This is a genomic window from Halorientalis litorea (assembly GCF_023028225.1).
Lineage (GTDB): Archaea > Halobacteriota > Halobacteria > Halobacteriales > Haloarculaceae > Halorientalis > Halorientalis litorea.
On sequence record NZ_CP095482.1, the window covers coordinates 1,825,436 to 1,843,839 of the forward strand.

At 67.3% G+C, this 18,404-nt stretch carries 25 protein-coding genes and 1 tRNA gene; 13 read left to right on the top strand and 13 right to left on the bottom strand.

Going from position 1 to position 18,404, the window contains the following annotated elements; genetic code table 11:
* Window positions 1-58 precede the first annotated feature (58 nt).
* Entirely contained in the window at window positions 59-277 is a 219-nt protein-coding gene (locus tag MUG95_RS09885) for a hypothetical protein (protein ID WP_247006173.1), read from the top strand.
* 219 nt (window positions 278-496) lie between these two features.
* Here the strand turns inward: MUG95_RS09885 and MUG95_RS09890 are convergent, their stop codons facing one another.
* Window positions 497-1,897, bottom strand: coding sequence for an ATP-binding protein (locus MUG95_RS09890; protein WP_247006175.1), 1,401 nt, complete (start codon window positions 1,895-1,897; stop codon window positions 497-499).
* A 208-nt stretch (window positions 1,898-2,105) separates the two neighbouring features.
* A tRNA-Phe gene (locus MUG95_RS09895) sits at window positions 2,106-2,179 on the bottom strand.
* 116 nt (window positions 2,180-2,295) lie between these two features.
* Here MUG95_RS09895 and MUG95_RS09900 point away from each other — a divergent pair.
* Window positions 2,296-2,613: a DUF8152 family protein gene (locus MUG95_RS09900; RefSeq protein WP_247006177.1), complete on the top strand. Its 318-nt coding sequence runs from the start codon at window positions 2,296-2,298 to the stop codon at window positions 2,611-2,613.
* A gap of 74 nt (window positions 2,614-2,687) precedes the next feature.
* On the opposite strand, the gene MUG95_RS09905 is transcribed toward MUG95_RS09900, so the two are convergent.
* A complete protein-coding gene (locus MUG95_RS09905; protein ID WP_247006179.1) occupies window positions 2,688-3,194 on the bottom strand; it encodes a hypothetical protein in 507 nt (168 codons plus the stop codon).
* 123 nt (window positions 3,195-3,317) lie between these two features.
* Here MUG95_RS09905 and MUG95_RS09910 point away from each other — a divergent pair, with 123 nt between their 5' ends.
* Entirely contained in the window at window positions 3,318-4,520 is a 1,203-nt protein-coding gene (locus tag MUG95_RS09910; protein ID WP_247006180.1) for an iron-containing alcohol dehydrogenase family protein, read from the top strand.
* 120 nt (window positions 4,521-4,640) lie between these two features.
* On the top strand, window positions 4,641-4,835 hold the full coding sequence (locus MUG95_RS09915; RefSeq protein ID WP_247006182.1) for a cold-shock protein: 195 nt from the start codon (window positions 4,641-4,643) through the stop codon (window positions 4,833-4,835).
* Between the two features lie 46 nt (window positions 4,836-4,881).
* On the opposite strand, the gene MUG95_RS09920 is transcribed toward MUG95_RS09915, so the two are convergent.
* A complete protein-coding gene (locus tag MUG95_RS09920) occupies window positions 4,882-5,625 on the bottom strand; it encodes a DUF429 domain-containing protein (protein ID WP_247006184.1) in 744 nt (247 codons plus the stop codon).
* A gap of 83 nt (window positions 5,626-5,708) precedes the next feature.
* Between MUG95_RS09920 and MUG95_RS09925 the strand changes: the two genes are divergently transcribed.
* Window positions 5,709-6,056, top strand: a complete 348-nt coding sequence (locus tag MUG95_RS09925) for a cupin domain-containing protein (RefSeq protein WP_247006186.1) — start codon at window positions 5,709-5,711, stop codon at window positions 6,054-6,056.
* A 1-nt stretch (window position 6,057) separates the two neighbouring features.
* Here MUG95_RS09925 and MUG95_RS09930 read toward each other — a convergent pair whose 3' ends face one another.
* From MUG95_RS09930 to MUG95_RS09940, 3 genes are read right to left on the bottom strand one after another with little or no spacing between them, the layout of a single operon-like run.
* Window positions 6,058-6,900: an aldo/keto reductase gene (locus MUG95_RS09930; protein ID WP_247006188.1), complete on the bottom strand. Its 843-nt coding sequence runs from the start codon at window positions 6,898-6,900 to the stop codon at window positions 6,058-6,060.
* Between the two features lie 37 nt (window positions 6,901-6,937).
* Window positions 6,938-7,102 (bottom strand): hypothetical protein, encoded by a 165-nt coding sequence (locus tag MUG95_RS09935; protein WP_247006190.1) that lies wholly within the window; start codon window positions 7,100-7,102, stop codon window positions 6,938-6,940.
* Window positions 7,099-7,659: a type IV pilin domain-containing protein gene (locus MUG95_RS09940; RefSeq protein WP_247006192.1), complete on the bottom strand. Its 561-nt coding sequence runs from the start codon at window positions 7,657-7,659 to the stop codon at window positions 7,099-7,101. Before MUG95_RS09940 ends, MUG95_RS09935 begins: the two co-directional genes overlap by 4 nt.
* 172 nt (window positions 7,660-7,831) lie before the next feature.
* Between MUG95_RS09940 and MUG95_RS16905 the strand changes: the two genes are divergently transcribed.
* Entirely contained in the window at window positions 7,832-7,966 is a 135-nt protein-coding gene (locus tag MUG95_RS16905) for a hypothetical protein (RefSeq protein ID WP_256463851.1), read from the top strand.
* Window positions 7,967-8,003: 37 nt separating this feature from the next.
* Here the strand turns inward: MUG95_RS16905 and MUG95_RS09945 are convergent, their stop codons facing one another.
* On the bottom strand, window positions 8,004-9,002 hold the full coding sequence (locus MUG95_RS09945) for a glutathione S-transferase family protein (protein ID WP_247006194.1): 999 nt from the start codon (window positions 9,000-9,002) through the stop codon (window positions 8,004-8,006).
* A 145-nt stretch (window positions 9,003-9,147) separates the two neighbouring features.
* Between MUG95_RS09945 and MUG95_RS09950 the strand changes: the two genes are divergently transcribed.
* The 3 genes from MUG95_RS09950 (at window position 9,148) to MUG95_RS09960 (ending at window position 11,323) form a co-directional block, all read left to right on the top strand.
* A complete protein-coding gene (locus tag MUG95_RS09950) occupies window positions 9,148-9,678 on the top strand; it encodes a 50S ribosomal protein L16 (RefSeq protein ID WP_247006196.1) in 531 nt (176 codons plus the stop codon).
* 277 nt (window positions 9,679-9,955) lie between these two features.
* Entirely contained in the window at window positions 9,956-10,843 is an 888-nt protein-coding gene (locus MUG95_RS09955) for an ATP-grasp domain-containing protein (protein WP_247006197.1), read from the top strand.
* 111 nt (window positions 10,844-10,954) lie between these two features.
* Window positions 10,955-11,323, top strand: a complete 369-nt coding sequence (locus MUG95_RS09960) for a hypothetical protein (RefSeq protein ID WP_247006199.1) — start codon at window positions 10,955-10,957, stop codon at window positions 11,321-11,323.
* A 28-nt stretch (window positions 11,324-11,351) separates the two neighbouring features.
* Here the strand turns inward: MUG95_RS09960 and MUG95_RS09965 are convergent, their stop codons facing one another.
* On the bottom strand, window positions 11,352-11,738 hold the full coding sequence (locus MUG95_RS09965) for an Hsp20/alpha crystallin family protein (protein ID WP_247006201.1): 387 nt from the start codon (window positions 11,736-11,738) through the stop codon (window positions 11,352-11,354).
* Window positions 11,739-11,799: 61 nt separating this feature from the next.
* A complete protein-coding gene (locus MUG95_RS09970) occupies window positions 11,800-12,819 on the bottom strand; it encodes a type II glyceraldehyde-3-phosphate dehydrogenase (RefSeq protein ID WP_247006209.1) in 1,020 nt (339 codons plus the stop codon).
* 101 nt (window positions 12,820-12,920) lie between these two features.
* Here MUG95_RS09970 and MUG95_RS09975 point away from each other — a divergent pair, with 101 nt between their 5' ends.
* On the top strand, window positions 12,921-13,871 hold the full coding sequence (locus MUG95_RS09975; RefSeq protein ID WP_247006212.1) for an aminopeptidase: 951 nt from the start codon (window positions 12,921-12,923) through the stop codon (window positions 13,869-13,871).
* A 10-nt stretch (window positions 13,872-13,881) separates the two neighbouring features.
* On the opposite strand, the gene MUG95_RS09980 is transcribed toward MUG95_RS09975, so the two are convergent.
* Complete coding sequence (locus MUG95_RS09980; protein ID WP_247006214.1) at window positions 13,882-14,781, bottom strand: CPBP family intramembrane glutamic endopeptidase; 900 nt, start codon at window positions 14,779-14,781, stop codon at window positions 13,882-13,884.
* Between the two features lie 202 nt (window positions 14,782-14,983).
* Here MUG95_RS09980 and MUG95_RS09985 point away from each other — a divergent pair, with 202 nt between their 5' ends.
* The 3 genes from MUG95_RS09985 to MUG95_RS09995 are packed head-to-tail and all read left to right on the top strand — an operon-like array spanning window position 14,984 to window position 17,052.
* The gene (locus tag MUG95_RS09985) at window positions 14,984-15,640 is read left to right on the top strand and encodes an HVO_0476 family zinc finger protein (protein WP_247006216.1); all 657 of its coding nucleotides are present in this window, start codon (window positions 14,984-14,986) and stop codon (window positions 15,638-15,640) included.
* Window position 15,641: 1 nt separating this feature from the next.
* Window positions 15,642-16,223: a protein-L-isoaspartate(D-aspartate) O-methyltransferase gene (locus MUG95_RS09990; protein ID WP_247006218.1), complete on the top strand. Its 582-nt coding sequence runs from the start codon at window positions 15,642-15,644 to the stop codon at window positions 16,221-16,223.
* A 52-nt stretch (window positions 16,224-16,275) separates the two neighbouring features.
* The gene (locus tag MUG95_RS09995; RefSeq protein ID WP_247006220.1) at window positions 16,276-17,052 is read left to right on the top strand and encodes a protein-L-isoaspartate O-methyltransferase family protein; all 777 of its coding nucleotides are present in this window, start codon (window positions 16,276-16,278) and stop codon (window positions 17,050-17,052) included.
* Here MUG95_RS09995 and MUG95_RS10000 read toward each other — a convergent pair whose 3' ends face one another.
* Both MUG95_RS10000 and MUG95_RS10005 read right to left on the bottom strand, forming a co-directional pair.
* Window positions 17,053-17,496: a DUF7382 domain-containing protein gene (locus MUG95_RS10000; protein ID WP_247006222.1), complete on the bottom strand. Its 444-nt coding sequence runs from the start codon at window positions 17,494-17,496 to the stop codon at window positions 17,053-17,055.
* A 31-nt stretch (window positions 17,497-17,527) separates the two neighbouring features.
* On the bottom strand, window positions 17,528-18,322 hold the full coding sequence (locus MUG95_RS10005) for a hypothetical protein (protein ID WP_247006224.1): 795 nt from the start codon (window positions 18,320-18,322) through the stop codon (window positions 17,528-17,530).
* Between the last annotated feature and the right edge of the window lie 82 nt (window positions 18,323-18,404).

Consider the following 18,404-nt stretch of genomic DNA (forward strand, 5'->3'; position numbering starts at 1 on the left):
TCCGAAGCCCAACGACCGCCGGGCAACGTTTATTTCAACTGGCTATGATGAGGTCGGCATGGCTAACCTGACTCTCGTCGGGGGCGGGGTAGCCGTCGCCCTCCTCAGCGTCCCGTTCTTTACCGTTCCCGCGGATATGATGGGGCTTCGGAGTCTTCTCGACTCGGTCTCCATCTACGACAGCGGCGGACTGTCGGACCAACTCGCCGCGTACTGTCTGGGCCTCATTCTCGCGTTTCTGGGAGTGTTCATGCTGTTTCAAGGACTGACGGCCTGAGTCGGACCACGGTACGTCCCTATCACCTCTACCGGGTCGGACGGTCACACTATCGCCAACCGGCGACGAAAATTGTGTGACCTCCACGCTCGTGATTTACGGAGCAAATATCGCCTCTCGAATCGTGACCCTCGCCGAGACAGTCCGGGCGTGTGGCTCGCTTCGCTCGGCGGTCGGGTCCAGAGAAGTGCCGCCTCCCAGAGTTTGGACCGATTTCACTCACTTACTACCACCGTCCGGCACGATGTCGCTGGGTGTGAAGAGTAACACGTCGTCGCGGTCCGCTGCCACGTCTTTCAGGCCGTCGGAGAATCCGGAGCGACAGAAACAACAGTATTGCTCCTCGCGGCCGCTCTCGTTCGGTGGCGACCACTGAACCTGTGACACACTTCGCTCGAGGTCAGCGAGGTCTCCCTCGGTCATCTCGCGGCTGGTGTACTTGCACTCACCCGCCACAAGCGTGCCGTCACTCGCGAGTCCCACGACGTCGATCTCGTGTTGTTGGTGCCACCAGTAGCCGATTCCCTGGTACGTCTTTGGAATCAACGATGGGAGCGCGTTCTGACAGACTTGCTCGAACATCGTCCCCATGTAGTCGGTGAAGGTGGGTTCGATCAGTTGCTCGTAGGCGTCCTCGCCGAGCTGGACGAGTTCGCCCTGCTGGCCGTAGACGTACCGGAACCAGAACCGGAACAGTGGTTCCTTCAGCCGGTAGCGGCTCTTCCGCGTCGAGTTGGGGTCAGCAGTCACGGGAATATCGCGTTCGACGAGTCTGAGCCGTCGGAGCTTCGAGAGATACGAACCCAGCGCGTTGGAGTCAACCCCGGCGAACCCGGCGATCTCGTTTGCCGCGCGTTTCCCGGTCGCAATCGCCCGGAGAATCGTGTAGTACGTCTGTGGCTCTCGAATCCCGAACTCCGTCCGTAACAGGAACTCCGGTTCGTTGTGGAGGACGCCGTGCTCCGAGAGTACTTGCGACTGGACGTTCTCGGCCAGCGAGCGAGACGGATCGAGCGCCTGGAGATAGTACGGCGTCCCGCCGAAGACACTCCAGGCCTGGATGACCTCGTCCGAGTCATCACCGGGGTAGAACTGCTGTGCATCCGTGAGGCCGAGCGGTGGCAGGTCGATAGTTGCCGTCCGACGACCGTACAGCGGACTGCCACCACTGAGGACCTTGTCTTCCATGATGCTGATCGACGAGCCGACGAGCACGAGTGTCGTGTCCGTCTCCTCGAGATGTGTGTCCCAGACGCGCTGTATCTTCGACGGGAGTGCGTCGTCTGATTCGACGAGATAGGGGAACTCGTCCAAGACGACGATCGCGTCTTCGCGACCGAGTGCCCGGAGCAGGGCTTCCCAGTCGCGCTGAATGTCTTCCAGTAGCGGAAACGTCTCGCTGGCCGTGTCGACGAAGTTAGCGAGTTGTGCGTCGGTCGTCTCCTCAGTCGCCTGCCAGTAGATCGCGTTCTCTCGCTCTCGGACCGCCTCGCGAACGAGCGCACTCTTGCCGAGCCGTCGTCGCCCGTAGACGACGATCAGTTCGGCAGTGTCGCTCTCGAACCGCGAGTCCAGCAGTTCGAGTTCGTCCTCGCGGTCGACGAAACGCTGGCGTGCCATACACCCTGTTCCGCCTCGGCCGTGATTATGTTTCCGGTTATCTAAATCTCGATTTTACTAATTACGATTTTATAGACTCGATCGGACAGTCGCCACTCTCGTGGCCAGGAGGATGGGTCTGGTATCGACGACAGTTCGATTCGACGGGCGAACCTCGGATAGCAAATCGCACACTCGTCAGTCACGGGCATGTGAACTGTGAGTATAATGCCGCCTCCCGGATTTGAACCGGGGACAGCTCGATCTTCAGTCGAGTGCTCTCCCAGTCTGAGCTAAGGCGGCGCGCCGTCGGGCGTCAGTGACTGCGACGGTGGGACGAAAAAGGATTTCGAAAGTCTGCCCACGAGCGTGCGATAGCACACACCACAGTTACGCTCCCGCGGTGCCATCGTCGGGGTATGCCCGATACCGACGTCGACCCGGCGACGCTGTCCCGCGCGGAACTGGTCGCGGCCCTCCACGACCACCTCGAAGCCACCGCACGGCTCCCCATCGACCCCACCACGAACCGCTGGCTCGGCGAAGCGCAGGCCGCCGCGGCCGACATCGCCGACGGGACGGCACCAGACAGCGTGGTCGAGAAACGCGCCGAGCAGGTCCGACACTTGCTGGAGAACGCCGGGAACCCCGAGAACGAACAGGCGCGGGCGCACGTCACTGCCGCGCTGGCACTCGCACGGGAACTCCTCGCCCGTGGGACGGCCGACGGCGCGTAACCGACGCGTCGGCCCCTGCCGGGGACGGTTCGACGCCGACGGGGACAGTTCGACACGGCCGCAGTCGGGCAGCGTCACCGACTCCGCAGCACGGCGTCGACCATTCCGATGGTCTGACCCACGCCGACGAGCGCGATGCCGACGCTGGAGGGCAGGAGTCCCGACCGGACGAGCGTGGTAACGTACACCACGGCACCCAGTCCCGAGAGCGCGGCACTCACGTAGTAGGGGAGGCGGGCGGCGGGGAACGCGCGGCCGGTGTACGCGAGGCCGGCGGTGGGGAGGACCATCCAACCGACGACGCTGACGGTCAACAACGGCTCCGAGGACAGGCGGAAGCCGGCGATGCCGGCGAGGGTGACGCCGAGGCCGGCGACGAGGACGGCGCGCCACGCCCGGAGCGCGCCGCGGCCCATCGCCGACCACCCGGTGATGGCGAAGACGGCGACGAAGGCGGCCATCACGAGGTGGGCGACGAAGACGGCGTCCGTGCCGACGAGGCCGCGGTGGGCCGCGTCGACGACCAGCCACGCGAGCGGGACGAGGACGGCAGGGGCGGCGTCGCGGACGGTTCGGAACACGGTCCGGCGTACTCACCGGAGATACAAGAGCGTACCCCGCTCTCGCGGCTGTGGGCCGCGACGAGGCGGTCGAGATACACTCCCCGCCGAAACGCTTTGGCTGGCCCGGGTCGTGCGGACGGTATGCCAGTCGAGACAGTGCCGTTCGTTCACGACTACCAGCCCGGCGCGATTCACTACGGACGCGGCTGTGTCGCCGACCTCGGGGCCACGCTGGCCGACCGAGGCCTCGACAGCGCGCTCGTCGTCTGCGGGCGAAACGTCGGGGCCAACGACGACCTGATGGACCCGATTCTGGCGGGACTCGGGGACCGGCTCGCGGGCGTGTTCGCCGAGACGACGCCCGACAAACGCGTCGAGACGGCACTCGCGGCCGCAGCGCGGATGCGCGAGGTCGGTGCGGACGCGCTGGTCCCGGTCGGTGCGGGGAGTAGCATGGACGTGGCGAAGGCCGCGGGCATCCTCCACGCCGAACCCCGTGACATCGACGCGGTGCAGGCCGAAGTCGAGGAGACGGGCAGTCTGGCCGTCCCCGACGGCGACTTGATACCACCCGCTTTCGCCGTGCCGACGACGTTCGCCGGGGCGGACCTCTCGGTGATGGGGAGTACGACGGTTCCGACCGACGAGGGGCGCGTCGCGGCGGGGATGTCCGACGCCGCGCTGATGCCGACGGGGCTGTTCTACGACCCGAACGCCTTCGACACGACGCCGATGGACGTGCTCGCGGGGTCGGCGTTCAACGGGTTCGACAAGGCACTCGAAGCCGTCTACTCCCGGAACGCGACCCCGGTCACGGACGCGACGGCACTCCGCTCGCTGCGATACCTCCGGTCTTCGCTCCCTCGACTGCGCGACGCCGACGACCCGGCGGTCATGGAGCGGGCGGTGACGGGCATCCTGCTGGCCCAGTACGGGCTCTCGGTGCCCGACTCGGTCAAGTTCAACGTCATTCACGCGTTCGGCCACGCCTTCAGGACCGAGTTCGGCGTCCAGCAGGGCGTCGCCCACGCCGTCCTCGCGCCGCACGTCCTCGCCGCCGTCTTCGACCGGGTGGACGGCCGCCGCGAGTTGCTCGCCGAGGCACTCGTCGACGGCGACCCGGCCGACCCGGCGGCCGTCGTCGTCGATACCGTCCGGGAGATTCGGGCCGGTCTGGACCTCCCGACACGCCTCGACGACGTCGTGGACCCGACCGACGCGACACTCCGCAGTGCCGCCGAGTACACCCTCGACGACCACCTCTTCCCGCTCGGCCCCGAGGGCTTCGACCCGTCGGTGACCGAGGTCGAGGCTATCATCCGGGACGCACTGACCGGCGAGTGACGACCACCTCGGCCGGTCAGGACGACGGTAGCTGCGTTCTCAGGGGCTGTGGGACGGGTACGTGGCGCGCGTCGGTCCCTCGAAAACGTTATGTCCGCGGAGATAGTCTCTCGGGTCGCAATGGCGCAAGGTACGGTCGATTTCTTCAACGACACAGGCGGGTACGGTTTCATCGATACTGAGGACGCGGACGAGGACGTGTTCTTCCACATGGAAGACGTCGGCGGCCCGGACCTCGAAGAGGGACAGGAAGTCGAGTTCGACATCGAACAGGCCGACAAGGGGCCGCGGGCGACCAACGTCACCCGCCTCTGAGACGGCAGAGACGACCGAGTTCTGTTATTTCAGCCGCCGAGTCGCATCACGGTTCGAGCGGTTGCTCCGCCCGGTAGTGAATCGCCATCGGGAGCCCCGTCGCGTCCGTCGGCGGGTCCGCCGGGAGCGTCCGGAGCGTGCCGGGTCCCGGTGCGGCGGTGTACGCGAGTGCCACCGCGGCCAACACGCTCTCGACGGCTATCTCGTGGCCCGCAGTCGCCTCGGCGACTTCCTGAACCACCGGCGGCGCGTCGCGGTCGAACGTCGCCAGTGCGCGCATCCGCTCGGCGTAGCCCGCCGCCGTCGCCGCCGCGTGGTCGAGCGTCGTCCCGGCGAACGCCCGGAAGCAGACTTCGGGGTGAGACTCGGCCAGTACCGTCCGCGCCTCGGTCACCTCCTGCAGTAACTCGTCGACGGCGACGATACCGTCGCTGATTGCGAAGGCGGCTTTCGAGAGGGGGTGCCCCGTCTTGCGTTCGGTGGCCCGGTTCGCCGCCGGGTAGCGCCGCTTCCGGGCGGCTTCCCGGACGGGCGGCGTGAGTATCGTCTCGGCCTGTGGCCCCACGACAGCGCGCGCCGCCGGGTCGCAGGGTCGCTCCGTCTCACCCTCGTCGAGGAGGCCGACCGGCACGTCGACGAGGACGCGCTCGGCGTCGTCCTCGTACTCGCCCCACACCCCGCCGACGCCGTCGAACACCTCGGCGTGGTCGAACCCGTCGCCGTCGAACGCGACGGCCAGCCATCCGCCGTCGCTCCAGTCGACACCGACGTACAGCGGCCCGTCGCTCATGTCCGTACGGTGTCCGGCAGGATACAAAAGCAGTCGGACTCGGAAACCGGAGCCTACTCGGCCCTGCGGCCGAAGCGACGGACATGGAACGCGTCGACTTCGATGACGCCGAGACGTACGAACCGGACGAGGGGTGGCGACGGGTCGCGCTGGCCGGGAGCGAGGACGCGACCCTCGAGTGGTTCGAGAAGCCGCCGGGTCACTCCTCGCCGATGCACGACCACGAGAACGGCCAAGTCTGCCTCGTGTTGGCGGGCGAACTCACCGTCGTCACCGACGACGACACCGCGACGCTCGGCCAGTACGACTCGGTGTGGCTCGACCCGTGGGAGTCCCACCGCGTCGAGAACACCGGCGACGAGGTGGCCGTGGGGCTGGACGTCTTCGTTCCCGGTCGCTCCTTCGACTTCTGGACGGACCGCGAGGACTGACCTACTCGCTCAGTCGCGCGAGTTCGTCGTCGGTGAGTTCCAACGCGGCCGCGGCGACGTTCTCTTCGAGGTGGGCGAGACTCGACGTGCCTGGAATCGGGAGCGTGACCGGCGAGTGCTGGAGGTGCCACGCCAGCGCGACCTGCATCCGTGAGGCGTCGTGACTGTCGGCGATGTCGGCGACGACGCTCGCCTTCTCGTCGAGGTCACCCGACCCGAGCGGGAACCACGGGATGAACCCGATACCGTACTCCTCACAGGCCGCGAGTACGTCCGCCGCCTCCCTGTCGCCGGGGTTGTAGCGGTTCTGGACCGTCGCCACGTCCACGATGTCGCGGGCGGTTTCCAGTTGCTCGATGCTGACGTTGCTGAGACCGACGTGTCGGATTAGCCCCTCGTCTTTCAGTTCGGCGAACGCCTGCACGGAGTCCTCGAAGGGCGTGTCCGGGTCCGGGCGGTGGAACTGGTAGAGGTCGATGGTGTCGACGCCCAGACGGTCACGGCTCACCAGCACCTGATTGCGGATGTAGTCGGGGTCGCCGTGGGCGAGCCAGTCGCTCTCGCGGTTGCGGAGCAGGCCCGCCTTCGTCGCCACGACCATCTCCTCGGCGACGCCGGCCTCCCGGATGAGTCGCTCGCTGACCCCGGGGCCGTACGAGTCGGCGGTGTCGACGAAGTCGACGCCCAGTTCGGCCGCCCGCTGGAGTACCGACCGGGCGGCGTCCTCGTCCTCGGGCGGGCCGACGATGTCGGGGCCACAGAGGCGCATCGCGCCGAAGCCGAGTCGGTGGACGGTCAACTCGCCGCCGATATCGAAGGTGTCGCTCTCGTTGGTGACGGGCATACCACCAGTGTGGCCTGCCGACGGATAGTCGTTCAGGTCACTCCCCGCCGACGAACACCGTCTTCAACCGCGCCCCGCAGGTCGGACAGCACAGCGTCTGCCACTTGGTCGGGTCCAGCGACCCCATGGTCTCCCGCCGCGTCGCCGCATCGCGGGGCACCGTCTCGCCACACGCCTCGCAGGGCAGCGTCTCGTCGGTCATGTCGTCGTGTTCCGGTTGGGTCCGTGCCACTCGAAGATAACGGCTGTCCGCGTGCTACTGTCGCTCTCCCACACGATTCGGACGGCCGCTGTCGAGAGGTCGACCGACTCGTTGCTCCCGAGCGGTTGTCCGTCGTTCGCCGCGACGAAGGCGGATGCGTTCAACTCGATGGTGTCCGGTGACCTGAACGTCTCGCCGACTTGTGCCTCGATGGCACCGTCCTCGAAGCGCGCCCGGGTGCGCGCGCTGGGGTCGCTGCCGTTGTGAACGACCGCGTCCTGTACCCTCACGGAGAGGCGGTCGGTCGGTATCCGGTCACCGCTTTCGTGGGTGACTGTGAGCTTCTGTCCGTCGCCGTCCAACTCGTCGTCGTACGTGACGAGTGGCGCGAACCGCGGTGCCGGTTCGTCGATTTCACCGCCGAACGCGACGAAGTACGTCCCGACACCTGCCGCGAGCAACGCGACGATTGCAATCAACAGCACGACACTGACGGCCTGACTGACGCCGCGAGTGTCGCCGCCACCCGAACTGCCCCTCCCCCAATTCCCCTTCATCGGCCGTCGTTACCGACTGTAATTACTTAATGGCCCCTCTTCTGCCGGGTGAACACGCCGACAGCCCTGTTGGCGGTGAAAGATGATTACCTTTATACGCAATGAACGACCCTGAAAGATTACGGCGGCAGTGGGGGTGGGGGAGTCCTCGCTGTTCCCGCCGACGAGACACATGACACGACGCTACACCGACGCGGAGAACACGGGTGTGCCTGTCGTCCCGATGCTGTCGGGACGAACCGACGCCGAGGATAGCCGAGCGGACTTCGACGAGCAGGTGTACAGCCACCGCGTCGAGCGGGTATAGCGGCGCGCTGGTTCTTCACGCTCCGAGTCTCTGTGGTTCAGACCAGTGCCAACAGGTCCTCGGGCGGGTCGCCCGGCAGTTCGTCGCGGTCGTGGTCGGCCTCGAAATCGAGGTCCGGCCCAGCCGCGATTATCCCCGAGGGAGTCACGTCCGGGTGGGTCGTGTAGTAGTGTTCTTTGATGTGGTCCATGTTCACCGTCTCCGCGACACCGGGGGTCTGGTAGAGGTCACGCAGGTACGGCCAGAGGTTGTCGTACTCGTGGACGTGCTGTTTGTTGCACATGAAGTGGGTGTGGTAGACTTGGTCGAACCGAACCAGCGTGGTGAACATGCAGATGTCCGCTTCGGTCAGGCGGTCGCTGGCGAGGTACCGCTGGTCGGCGAGTACGTCGTCCCAGTGGTCGAGGGCGTCGAACAACTCCGCGACTGCGTCGTCGTAGGCCGCCTGTGACTTGGCGAACCCGGCGCGGTAGACACCGTTGTTGATGGGGTCGTAAATCTCGTCGATGACGCGGTCGGCCTCCTCTCGGTAGCCCTCCGGGTAGAGGTCCACGTCCCGCGTCGCCACACCGTCCATCTCGGTGTCGAGCATCCGCAGTATCTCGGCGGATTCGTTGTTGACGATGGTGTCCTGCTGTTTGTCGTACAGTACGGGGACGGTCACGCGACAGGTGGCGTCCGGGTCAGCCTTCACGTACGTCTCCCGGAGGTAGTCGAAGCCGTTGACCGTATCCGGGGTACAGCCCGCCTTTTCCGGCGTGAACTGCCAGCCGTCCTCGGCCCGGAACGGGTCGACTACGTCGACGGTGATGGCGTCCTCCAGTCCCTTCAGCGCGCGGACCAGCAGCGTCCGGTGTGCCCACGGGCAGGCGTAACTCACGTAGAGGTGGTAGCGTCCGGCTTCGGCGGGGAACTCGGCGTCCGGGTCGTCCTCGATGCTGTCGTGGAACGTCGTCGACTGGCGTTCGAACTCGCCGTCCTCGTTGGTCGATTCGTACGTGTCCGTCCGCCACTCGCCGTCGACGAGTTGGTTCATCGTGTCATCAAGTAGGGGTTCCGGGCGTAAAAACGACCCAGTGACACCGGTGTTACGGGGCGGGACGGTCCGAGCGGCGCGTCTCGACGCCCGCGCTTCGACGGGTTTATTTGCGCGGTCGGCTACCGTTTCGGCAAGAGTACCTATGTCGGACAAACCAGCCTCGATGTACCGGGAGATCTCGAAGCCCGCGTACACGCGACGGGAGTACATCACCGGCATCCCCGGGTCGAAAATCGCACAGCACCAGATGGGCGACAAGCAGGCCGACCCCGAGGACTACCCGGTCCAGATAAGCCTCCTCGTCGGGGAGGAGGTCCAGCTTCGCCACGGGTCTATCGAGGCGTCGCGCCTCTCGGCCAACCGCCACCTCATCAAGGAGTTCGGCGAGGGCAACTACAAGATGGTCCTGCGGAAGTTCCCCCACCACGTCATCCGGGAGAACAAGCAGGCGACCGGGGCCGGTGCGGACCGTGTTTCCGACGGGATGCGACAGGCCTTCGGGAAAATCGTCGGCACCGCCGCCCGCATCGGTAGCGGCGAGCGGCTGTTCACCGCCTACTGCGAAGTCGACCAGGCCGCAGAGGTCAAAGAAGCGTTCCGTCGCGCCTACAACAAGATTTCCCCGCCCTGCCGCATCAAGGTCGAACGCGGCGAGGAACTGCTAGTCGCCTAACCTCTAAGTCCTCACGACTGCTGGCGCGGTCGTTCGCCCTTCGTATTCCAACCAGGTAGTGCCCCGCAAGGGGGCTTCCGCCCGTCGCGCGGTGCGCGACACGCGGTCTGTGGCGCGGCGCGCGACCGCGCCGCGTACCGTCGCGCCGGTGGCATACCTGCCTTTCCCCGAGTCGCGCGATGAACCGCGCTCCCGGCCGGATGGACCTCGTTTTCGACGCCCACGTCGAGTGAGACTGGAGAACAAGAATCATGCCGCTCACGCCACAACAGCGGATATGCTCCGTCTCGCGGTGACGACGAACGCAGAAACCTACGAGCGGATGCAGTCGCCGCTCCGCGAGCGCGGTATCGACCCCGAGTACGTCCGGACGACCGAGCGGACGCTCGGGTTGACCGACGGTACCCGACACGCCGAGGAGGCCGCCGAGTTCGACGACTTCGACGCTGGGTTCGTCTACCCCTCCCGGGTCATGGAGGGCGGCGTCGCCGACGCGCTTCTCTCGGTGCCGTGGGTCAACGACCGCGAGGCGATTCTCACCTCCCGGAACAAGGCCGGCGTCGTCACCGAACTCGATGCGGCGGGCGTCCCGGTCCCGGACACCGTGCTGGTCTCGAACCCTGCCGACACCGAAGCGGTCGCGGCGGCCTTCGAGCGGTTCGACCCGCCCGTCGTCGTCAAACCTAACTCCGCGACGCGGGGCGTCGGCGTCGCCAAGGCCGGGGACCTCGACTCGTTTCTGGGCGTCGTCGACTACCTCGACTTGGTCCACGACTACCGCGCGACGGGCGACCAGTCGTTCCTCGTTCAGGAGTACCTGCCCGACGCCCGGGACTACCGCGTGATGTGTATCGACGGAACCTGCGTCGGTGCGGTCGAACGCCGACTCCCGGACGACGCGGTGGCCGCCGGCCGGTGGAAACACAACGTTCACCGCGGGGCCGACGCGACTGGTGTGACGCTCCCGCCCGAGTTGGCGTCGCTCGCCGAACGGGCCGCCGAGACGCTCGCTATCCCGTGGGTGGGCGTCGACCTCCTCGTCACCGAGGACCGAGCAGTCGTCACCGAGACGAACGCCCGCCCAACCATCGACGCGGCGACGAAGTACGCGGACGGGTTCTACGACGACCTCGCGGCCCTCGTCCGCCGGACCGCCCAGCAGTGAGTTCGGACACGTCCCGCCGAACCCCCGGACGGCACCAGCAGACGCCGGACGGACGGGTGTCCGACACGACAAAAATTATATATATATGGATAGGCAACCACTCGGCCGACTATGCCCGCCTCCCTGCGGGACGACCTGAACATCCCGTTCGTGGTGCTCGGGTCTTTCCTCGCCGCGCTCGTCGCGGCCGACTATCTGGTGTATCCGGGTCTGTTCACCGTCGACGGCCGGACGACACTGGTGTACGGTGGATTGCTCGTCGCGTTCACGTTCGCGTACGGGTACCGGCCGCTCCGCGAGTCCCAGTACGGCGCGCTCGCGGCGTCGCTGTTCGTGATGCTGTTCGCCGGTCTCCTCCACGCGTGGGGGCTCCGGGGACCGTTCGTCCCCTACGGCCTCCTGGGCGTCGCGGCGTTCGCGTTCTGTTACGAACTGTACAAACTGGGGCGCGGACGGGCCCAGCGTGGGCAACTGTCGTAGCGGGCCAGCGGCGTGTTACGGCGGCGTTTCAGAAGTCGATGTTCGCGGAGTCGTCGGCCCGGTCGAAGGTGATTTCGAGGATACCGTTGTTGTAGGTGGCACTGGCGGAGTGTTCGTTGACGCGGACCGGCAGGCGGACCCGCTCCTCGTAGTCGCGGCGGGTACTCGACGCACTGACGGTCAACACTTCACCGTCGCATTTCAGGTCGATGGCGTCTTTCTCCAACCCCGGGAGGTCCGCGACGACTCGGACCGCCTCCGCTTCCTCGTAGATGTCGAGATGGAGGTCGGAGCCGAACCCCGCCTGCCCGCCCCGGTCGATGTGGATGTCGTCGCCCATCATCTCGTTCATGACCCGCTCTATCTCCCGCAGGATGTCGTCGATTGGGTCGCGGTCGTCGCGGTCTTTGCTCATCATCGCCGGATAGGAGTGTCGCCGGCAAAAGGGTTCTGACGGCGTCGAATATCGAAACGTGTCAGACCTCGAAACCGACGCCCAACGCCTCGTTGGTGCGCTCGATGCTCTCGCGGGCGTCGGCCTCGCCCAGCACCGCACGAATCGCGTCGACGTTCTCGGGCACCACGTCCGACTCCTGATGGATGGCTTGGAACAGGTACAGGTCGTCCCCTTCGACGGTTATCGACTCGCCCCAAATCGCGTTCTCCCAGACGTCGCCCCGCGGGCGGCCCGCGTCGAGGGCGAACTCTTTGAGTTTCCCCGACCCGTCGATACCGAGACGCCCGGGGAGGACGAACAGGCGTGACTCGCCCGCCAGCAGTTCGCGCACCTCGTCGGTCGTCGCGTCCCCGGCGAGTTCGACGTTGACGCTGTGGGTGTGTGTCAGCGTCGCGGGCACCTTCATCCCGAGGGTGTCGATGTCGAGGTCCGGGAAGATGGTGTTCACGTCCGGCCCGTGGTGCGAGGGGATGGTCACCGGGTCCGGGAGCGTGTCGTTGATGGGACCCCGCGAGGACTGTGCGGGGTCACCGCCCCGTCGGACCAGCGTCGCGCGGACCTTCTCGACACCGTACTCCTCGCGGAGGGGTGCGAGCAGTCGGGAGAGCCCCGTCGTGTTACAGGAGACGACGCGGGTGTGGTCGGCCTCTTCGGCCTCGCCGTAGTTCGCGCGGGCGTTGAAACTCACGTCCACGAGGTCCGCGTCCTCGCCGCCCTGATAGAGTGCGGGCGTGTCGTGGGCCTCGTACATCGGCTTGTTCTGCTCACCGATGCCGGAAGGCGTGGTGTCGACCACGATGTCGCTCGCCGCCACCAGTTCCTCGACTTCGCCGGCCAACTCGATGCCGGCCTCGGCGAACTGGTCGACGCGCTCCTCGACGGCGGCGTAGAGCGGGTACTCGTTCTCGACGGCTTGTTCGGCCTCGAAGTTGGGGCGGGTCTTGGCGACGCCCACGACTTCCATATCCGGTTGCGCCCGGACTGCGTCGGCCACCCGTTTCCCGATGGTCCCGTAGCCGTTGATTCCGACCTGTATCATACCCGGCAATGCCGGACCGACGGGGATAATCGTTTCGAGGTTGCCGCTCCGTGCCTCGCCGCCAGCACAACGCCTAATCCCGTCCCGGCCAGACGTGCGGTATGGTCGACCTGCATACGCCCGCCGAGACGGCGGTTCACCAGTGTCTGAATCTCGGTGCCGCGGAGTCCTGTGCCGTCGTCACCGACGGCTCCCGTCTGTCTATCGGGCAGGCACTCTACGACGTGGCCAGCGACGTGACCGACGACACCGTCCTCCTCCGGTACCCGCCCGGCGACCAACACGGCGAGGAGCCACCGGCCCCGGTGGCCGCCGCGATGGCCGACGCGGACGTGGTCTTCGCGCCGACGGCCAAGAGCCTGAGCCACACCGCCGCCCGCACCGCAGCCACCGCGGCCGGCGCGCGCGTCGCCACCCTCCCCGGCATCACCGAGGACGTGTTCCTCACCGGGATGGACGCCGACTACGAGTCCATCGCCGCCGAATGTGAGGCGATGCTCGACCGAGTGCGGGGAAGCGAGGAGATACACGTCTCGACGCCCGCAGGGACGGACCTCACCGTCTCCCCGGGCGACCGCGAGTGGTTCCCGGACACGGGTATCGTCCACGAGGCCGGCGCGATGACGAACCTCCCCGCCGGCGAGGTGTACGTCAGCCCCGTCGACGCCGAGGGCCGCGTCGTCGTCGACGGGACGATGATGCCTCCCGGTCTGCTCGACGCCGACCGGACGATGGCGTTCGACGTGGCCGACGGGCAGGTCACGGCCATCCACGACAGCGACCTCAGAGCGGCCGTCGAGGAGGCCGCGACGACGGCGGGCGACGCCGCCTACAACTTCGCCGAACTCGGCATCGGGACGAACGTGGCCGCCTCCGAACTCGTCGGCTCGGTCCTCCTCGACGAAAAGGCCGCCGGGACGGTCCACGTCGCCATCGGCGACGACCACGGCATCGGCGGCGACACCGAGGCCCCGATTCACCTCGACGGCGTCCTCCGTGACCCGACGGTGACCGTCGACGGCGAGGAAATCGACCTCCCCGAGGGCGTCTGAACGGCCGCCCTCAATCGCCCCCAGCCGTCGTCCGCTGTGTCGCCCGTCTGGGCCGCTCACTGTCGGCGAACCCGCGGGAGAGTGTCGGCGTTCCGGTGAGTGCGATGCCTCCCGCCGCGAGTCCGAACGCCGCGATGCCGGCGAGGCCGACCGGACTCGCGACCAGTTCCGTGATGGCGGTCTCCTCGGCGACGGCGTGCGCGACGACGATGCCGGCAGAGCCGTTGAACACGCCGTGGAGGACGGCGGCGGCGAAGACGGACTCGGCCCGGACGACGGCGTAGGTGTACACCGGTGAGAAGGACAGACACGCCGCCGTCATGACGCCGACGCCGACCAGCGGGAACGAGGGGAAGTTGTACCCGGCGGCGATTATCGGCGCGTGCCAGAGGCCCCAGACGAGACCGACGAGTGCCGACGCCCGCCAGAAGCCGAGCGGTGCGAGTTCCCACAGCAGGTACCCCCGCCAGCCGAACTCCTCGCCGAAGGCGAACAGCGCGTTGACTGTCACGCCGAGGCCGAGGACCAAGCCGAACGTCGCCACGACGCCGAGGACGCCACCGGGGAGGGGGATTCCCGGAACCGGGTCGACAGACGCGTCGAACGCGACGCCGGGGACGGCGACGGCGAGCGCGAGCGTCAACCCGACGAGCGGAAGCGCGCCCACGGCGGCGGCCACGAACCACCACGTCCGCGGCGCGCTCACGCCGACCGACGCCAGCGAGACGTTCCGCCCGAAACAGACCGCGAGACCAGCGACCATCGGCGTGAACATGTACACGGGTGCGAGCGTGACGACGCTCACGTCGACGAGTCGGGCGACGCCGACGACGGCCGCCGCGAGGACGACGAGGACACCGACGAAGACGGCGAGTCGGCCGGTGTCGGGAGCGGTGTCCGCGTCAGCCATCGGACGCCTCGCGTGCGGTGTTCGGTCGTGTGCCGAGACGCGCTTCTCGCGTGGAGGGACAGCGGGCGGTTCGCGGTCGCATATCCGCCGGTACCACGTCTCGCCACTAAATTGTGTGCCAGCGTGACGGCCCCGAGACGTGCCCACGACGTGGACTCGTCCGTTCAGCGGCCTTTTACGTCAGCACCGAGTACGCCCGGGTATGAGCCACTCCGAGTTGCCGGACAGGATTGCCCTCACCTGTCCCGCCTGTTCGCCCGCCGTCGAGACGGCCCACGAGGTACTCTCCACCGGCGGCGGCCGGGTGACCGTCCGCTGTACCGAATGCCAACACGTCCACAAGGAGACGCCACCGACCGAGGACACGACCGACCTCGACGTGGTCATCTCACAGGACGGCGAATCGTTCACCGCCACCGTCGAGGCTCCCGCTGACGAGGAACTGGCCGTCGGCGAGGAGTTCGTCGCCGAGACGGACGTGGCTATCGTCACCGTCCGCATCACCAGCCTCGAACTGGACGAGGGCCGGACCGAATCCGCGCCCGCGTCGGAGGTCGAGACCGTCTGGACCCGTGAGGTAGAGAACGTCAGCGTCAACGTCACCAAACACCCGAAGGGGGGCCAACACGACGCCACCGAGAGCCTGACGCTACAGGTCCCCGGCGACTACGAGTTCGTCGTCGGCGAGACCGACGAACTCGGCGACCTCGAATTTACCGTCGAAGGCATCCACGTCCGCGACGACGCGGCTGGGTACGACTTCGACAAACTCGACTACGACGGCGACACCGTCGTCGCCAAGGACGTGAACCGGCTGTACGTCCGCGACGAGACTAGTACCGCGTGGTCGGCGTGGTAGCATGGACTGGGCGGCCCGGCGCGCGGCGATGGTCGACGCCCTCGAGACCGTCCCGCGACACGAGTTCGTCCCTGAGGGCAAACGTCACGCGGCCTACGAGGACACCCCACTCCCCATCGGCGACGGACAGACCATCAGTGCCCCGCACATGGTGGCGGTCATGGCCGACCTGCTCGACCTGCGGGCGGGCGACGACACGCTCGAAGTCGGTACCGGCTGTGGGTACCACGCCGCCGTCACCGCCGAACTCGTCGGAGCCGAACACGTCTACAGCATCGAGTACCACGAGCGACTCGCCGAACAGGCCCGCCAGCGTCTCGCCCGACTCGGGTACGGCGACGTGTCGATTCGCGTCGGCGACGGTGCCGAGGGATGGGCCGCACACGCCCCCTACGACCGGGTGTACTTGACTTGTGCCGCGCCCGAACTCCCGGAACCGGTCGTCGAGCAGACCCGACCCGGCGGTCTCCTCCTCGCGCCACTCGGCGACCACCGCCAGACGCTCGTCCGTGCCCGCCGCCGCGAGGACGGGTCGCTCGACCGCGAGGACCACGGCGGCGTCCGGTTCGTGACGATGCAGTGACTCCGACCGCCCCTCCGCGAGGTTGATATACGTCGAGTTCGGAGCGGAGGACATGGACCCCGCGGTACTGCGGGACGACATGGTCGACAGCCTCGAACACGAGAGCAAAGGCTGTGTCCGGAGCGACGCGGTGAGCGTGGCGATGCGGGCCGTTCCGCGTCACGAGTTCGTCGCGGACGACCGGGGAGCCTACGCCGACCGCCCGTTCGAGCGGTTCGGGACGCGCGTCCTCGCGCCCAGTACTGCGGCTCGCCTGCTCGAAGCCCTCTCGCCCGACCCGGACGACTCGGTTCTCGTCGTCGGTGTCGGTGTGGGATACACCGCGGCCGTCGCCGCCGAAATCGTCGGCGAACGCGACGTCCACGCCATCGACATCACGCGCCGCGTCGTCTACGACGCCCGCGAGAACCTCGCCGACGCGGGGTACAGGGGCGTCCTCGTCGACCGTCGGGACGGGGCCGACGGCCTCCCGGAGTACGCCCCGTACGACCGGATTCTGCTGGAGGCGGCCGCCGTCCAACCGCCGCGGGCACTCCTCGACCAGTTGGCCGACGACGGCCGTCTCGTCATGCCGCTGGGCACGCACGAACAGTCCCTCGCCGTCGTCGAGAACGGCGACCAGCGCGACGGCCGGCTGGCGGCCGGCCACGGCACCGTGGTCGAACGCCTCGGCGGCGTCGCCTTCCAGCCGATGCTCGTCGAGGGCGAGCAGGCCGACACTCCCGAGCGGAACCGGACCCGCCGCGAGGACCGGGAGTTCGAACGCCGGGACGCGGAGCGACGCTACGGCTGGGAACAGACGTGGATAGACTGGGACGAACACGCCTGACTACGCGGAGACGACGAGCAGTTTGGTGTTCGCCCGCCGGTCCGTGTACTGTCCCCCAGTCGGTGGCTTGATGTCGAACTCGACCACGCCGTCCCGCTGGTTCGGCCCGAGGCTCGGGTCGAGCGTCAGCGTCGCGTTGCCGTCGGGTCCGGTTCTCGCCGTCGAGACGTTCGCGAGCGTGGCCGTCCCGCCCTTCGCCACGACGGTGGCCTCCGAAACCGGGTCGCCTTGCGGGGTGACGACCCGTACCGTGACCGTCTGCTGACCGGGGCTGACGACTTCGGGTTCCGGCGTGGCGTCGAGTTCCGTCACGCCCAGCGTCTCCAGTCCCGCGATGGTGTTCATCATGACGCTGAGGCTCGCGACGCCCACGACGAGGGCGATGACGAGTCTGATGGGCAGTCCCTCGATTGCGCGTTCGTCCTCGGTGAATCGTTCGAACATGGCCGGGGCTGGTCCCGGCTTCCCACTTGAACTACAGGGTTGCAGTGACTTGGACGATCTCATCGGGGTCGGTCGTGCTGTCGCTGGCGACGACGATGCCGTCGTTGTGGACGTTGACGACGAGTTCGCCGTCGCCGTCGTCGGTTTTGAAGATGCTCGCGGCGACCGTCTCCGCGTCGTCGCCCACGTCGATGTACGAGGTGTCGTAGCCCGGCTGCGCGCCGTCCTCGGCTCTGCTGACGCTCGTGCTGAACGCGTCGGCGTTGACCGACCCCTCCCAGTCCCCGTCGTACTCGACGGTGACGTACGTCCGATTGGGGTTCCGGTACGCACAGCCGTTACCGGTCGGAACGACCGTCTCGGCATCCGGGCAGACGCCCGATTTCGGCTCGCCGTCCACGAGCAACCGGAGTTCGAACCCGTCGTACCGGAGCGTCGTCTCCTCGGTGTACGAGAGGTCACCGGGCGCGGCAAGAGGAATGTCGAACGATGTCGTCTCACCGGGAGGAACCGTCTGCTCGACCGGGTCCGACTCGATACGGCCGCCGTCGTCGGCGAGGCTGACGACGCCGGTGAACTCAGCAGTCGCGGGTGCGTCGGCAGTGTTCCCCGCCGACACGCGGACCGTCCACGCGCCGTCGACGAGCGAGACACCGGCGGCGACGCGCAGGACGTCCCTCGCGGGTTCGGACAGCGTCTCGGTGACCGTCTCTCGACCGTCGGTGGTGGTCTCCTTCCTGAACCGACCACCGTTCGAGTCGCTGTTACACCCCGCCAGCCCCAGCGACGAGAGCGCGAGTAGCCGCAACACCCCACGGCGGTCCATACCGATATCCCGAGCGAGACGGCAAAGAACCTTACTACCGGACAGGTCCCCGCGACCCGGCCCCACGTTTATGTACGGAGCC

Coding starts and splice junctions, on each gene's coding strand:
- MUG95_RS09965 (WP_247006201.1), bottom strand. CDS start 11,738: ATGAGCAAAGACCGCGACGACCGCGACCCAATCGACGACATCCTGCGG.
- MUG95_RS09925 (WP_247006186.1), top strand. CDS start 5,709: ATGGAACGCGTCGACTTCGATGACGCCGAGACGTACGAACCGGACGAG.
- MUG95_RS09945 (WP_247006194.1), bottom strand. CDS start 9,002: ATGAACCAACTCGTCGACGGCGAGTGGCGGACGGACACGTACGAATCG.
- MUG95_RS09975 (WP_247006212.1), top strand. CDS start 12,921: ATGGTCGACCTGCATACGCCCGCCGAGACGGCGGTTCACCAGTGTCTG.
- MUG95_RS09960 (WP_247006199.1), top strand. CDS start 10,955: ATGCCCGCCTCCCTGCGGGACGACCTGAACATCCCGTTCGTGGTGCTC.
- MUG95_RS09995 (WP_247006220.1), top strand. CDS start 16,276: ATGGACCCCGCGGTACTGCGGGACGACATGGTCGACAGCCTCGAACAC.
- MUG95_RS10000 (WP_247006222.1), bottom strand. CDS start 17,496: ATGTTCGAACGATTCACCGAGGACGAACGCGCAATCGAGGGACTGCCC.
- MUG95_RS09985 (WP_247006216.1), top strand. CDS start 14,984: ATGAGCCACTCCGAGTTGCCGGACAGGATTGCCCTCACCTGTCCCGCC.
- MUG95_RS09955 (WP_247006197.1), top strand. CDS start 9,956: ATGCTCCGTCTCGCGGTGACGACGAACGCAGAAACCTACGAGCGGATG.
- MUG95_RS09970 (WP_247006209.1), bottom strand. CDS start 12,819: ATGATACAGGTCGGAATCAACGGCTACGGGACCATCGGGAAACGGGTG.
- MUG95_RS09935 (WP_247006190.1), bottom strand. CDS start 7,102: ATGACCGACGAGACGCTGCCCTGCGAGGCGTGTGGCGAGACGGTGCCC.
- MUG95_RS09920 (WP_247006184.1), bottom strand. CDS start 5,625: ATGAGCGACGGGCCGCTGTACGTCGGTGTCGACTGGAGCGACGGCGGA.
- MUG95_RS09980 (WP_247006214.1), bottom strand. CDS start 14,781: ATGGCTGACGCGGACACCGCTCCCGACACCGGCCGACTCGCCGTCTTC.
- MUG95_RS09890 (WP_247006175.1), bottom strand. CDS start 1,897: ATGGCACGCCAGCGTTTCGTCGACCGCGAGGACGAACTCGAACTGCTG.
- MUG95_RS10005 (WP_247006224.1), bottom strand. CDS start 18,322: ATGGACCGCCGTGGGGTGTTGCGGCTACTCGCGCTCTCGTCGCTGGGG.
- MUG95_RS09900 (WP_247006177.1), top strand. CDS start 2,296: ATGCCCGATACCGACGTCGACCCGGCGACGCTGTCCCGCGCGGAACTG.
- MUG95_RS09915 (WP_247006182.1), top strand. CDS start 4,641: ATGGCGCAAGGTACGGTCGATTTCTTCAACGACACAGGCGGGTACGGT.
- MUG95_RS09910 (WP_247006180.1), top strand. CDS start 3,318: ATGCCAGTCGAGACAGTGCCGTTCGTTCACGACTACCAGCCCGGCGCG.
- MUG95_RS09885 (WP_247006173.1), top strand. CDS start 59: ATGGCTAACCTGACTCTCGTCGGGGGCGGGGTAGCCGTCGCCCTCCTC.
- MUG95_RS16905 (WP_256463851.1), top strand. CDS start 7,832: ATGACACGACGCTACACCGACGCGGAGAACACGGGTGTGCCTGTCGTC.
- MUG95_RS09990 (WP_247006218.1), top strand. CDS start 15,642: ATGGACTGGGCGGCCCGGCGCGCGGCGATGGTCGACGCCCTCGAGACC.
- MUG95_RS09930 (WP_247006188.1), bottom strand. CDS start 6,900: ATGCCCGTCACCAACGAGAGCGACACCTTCGATATCGGCGGCGAGTTG.
- MUG95_RS09940 (WP_247006192.1), bottom strand. CDS start 7,659: ATGAAGGGGAATTGGGGGAGGGGCAGTTCGGGTGGCGGCGACACTCGC.
- MUG95_RS09950 (WP_247006196.1), top strand. CDS start 9,148: ATGTCGGACAAACCAGCCTCGATGTACCGGGAGATCTCGAAGCCCGCG.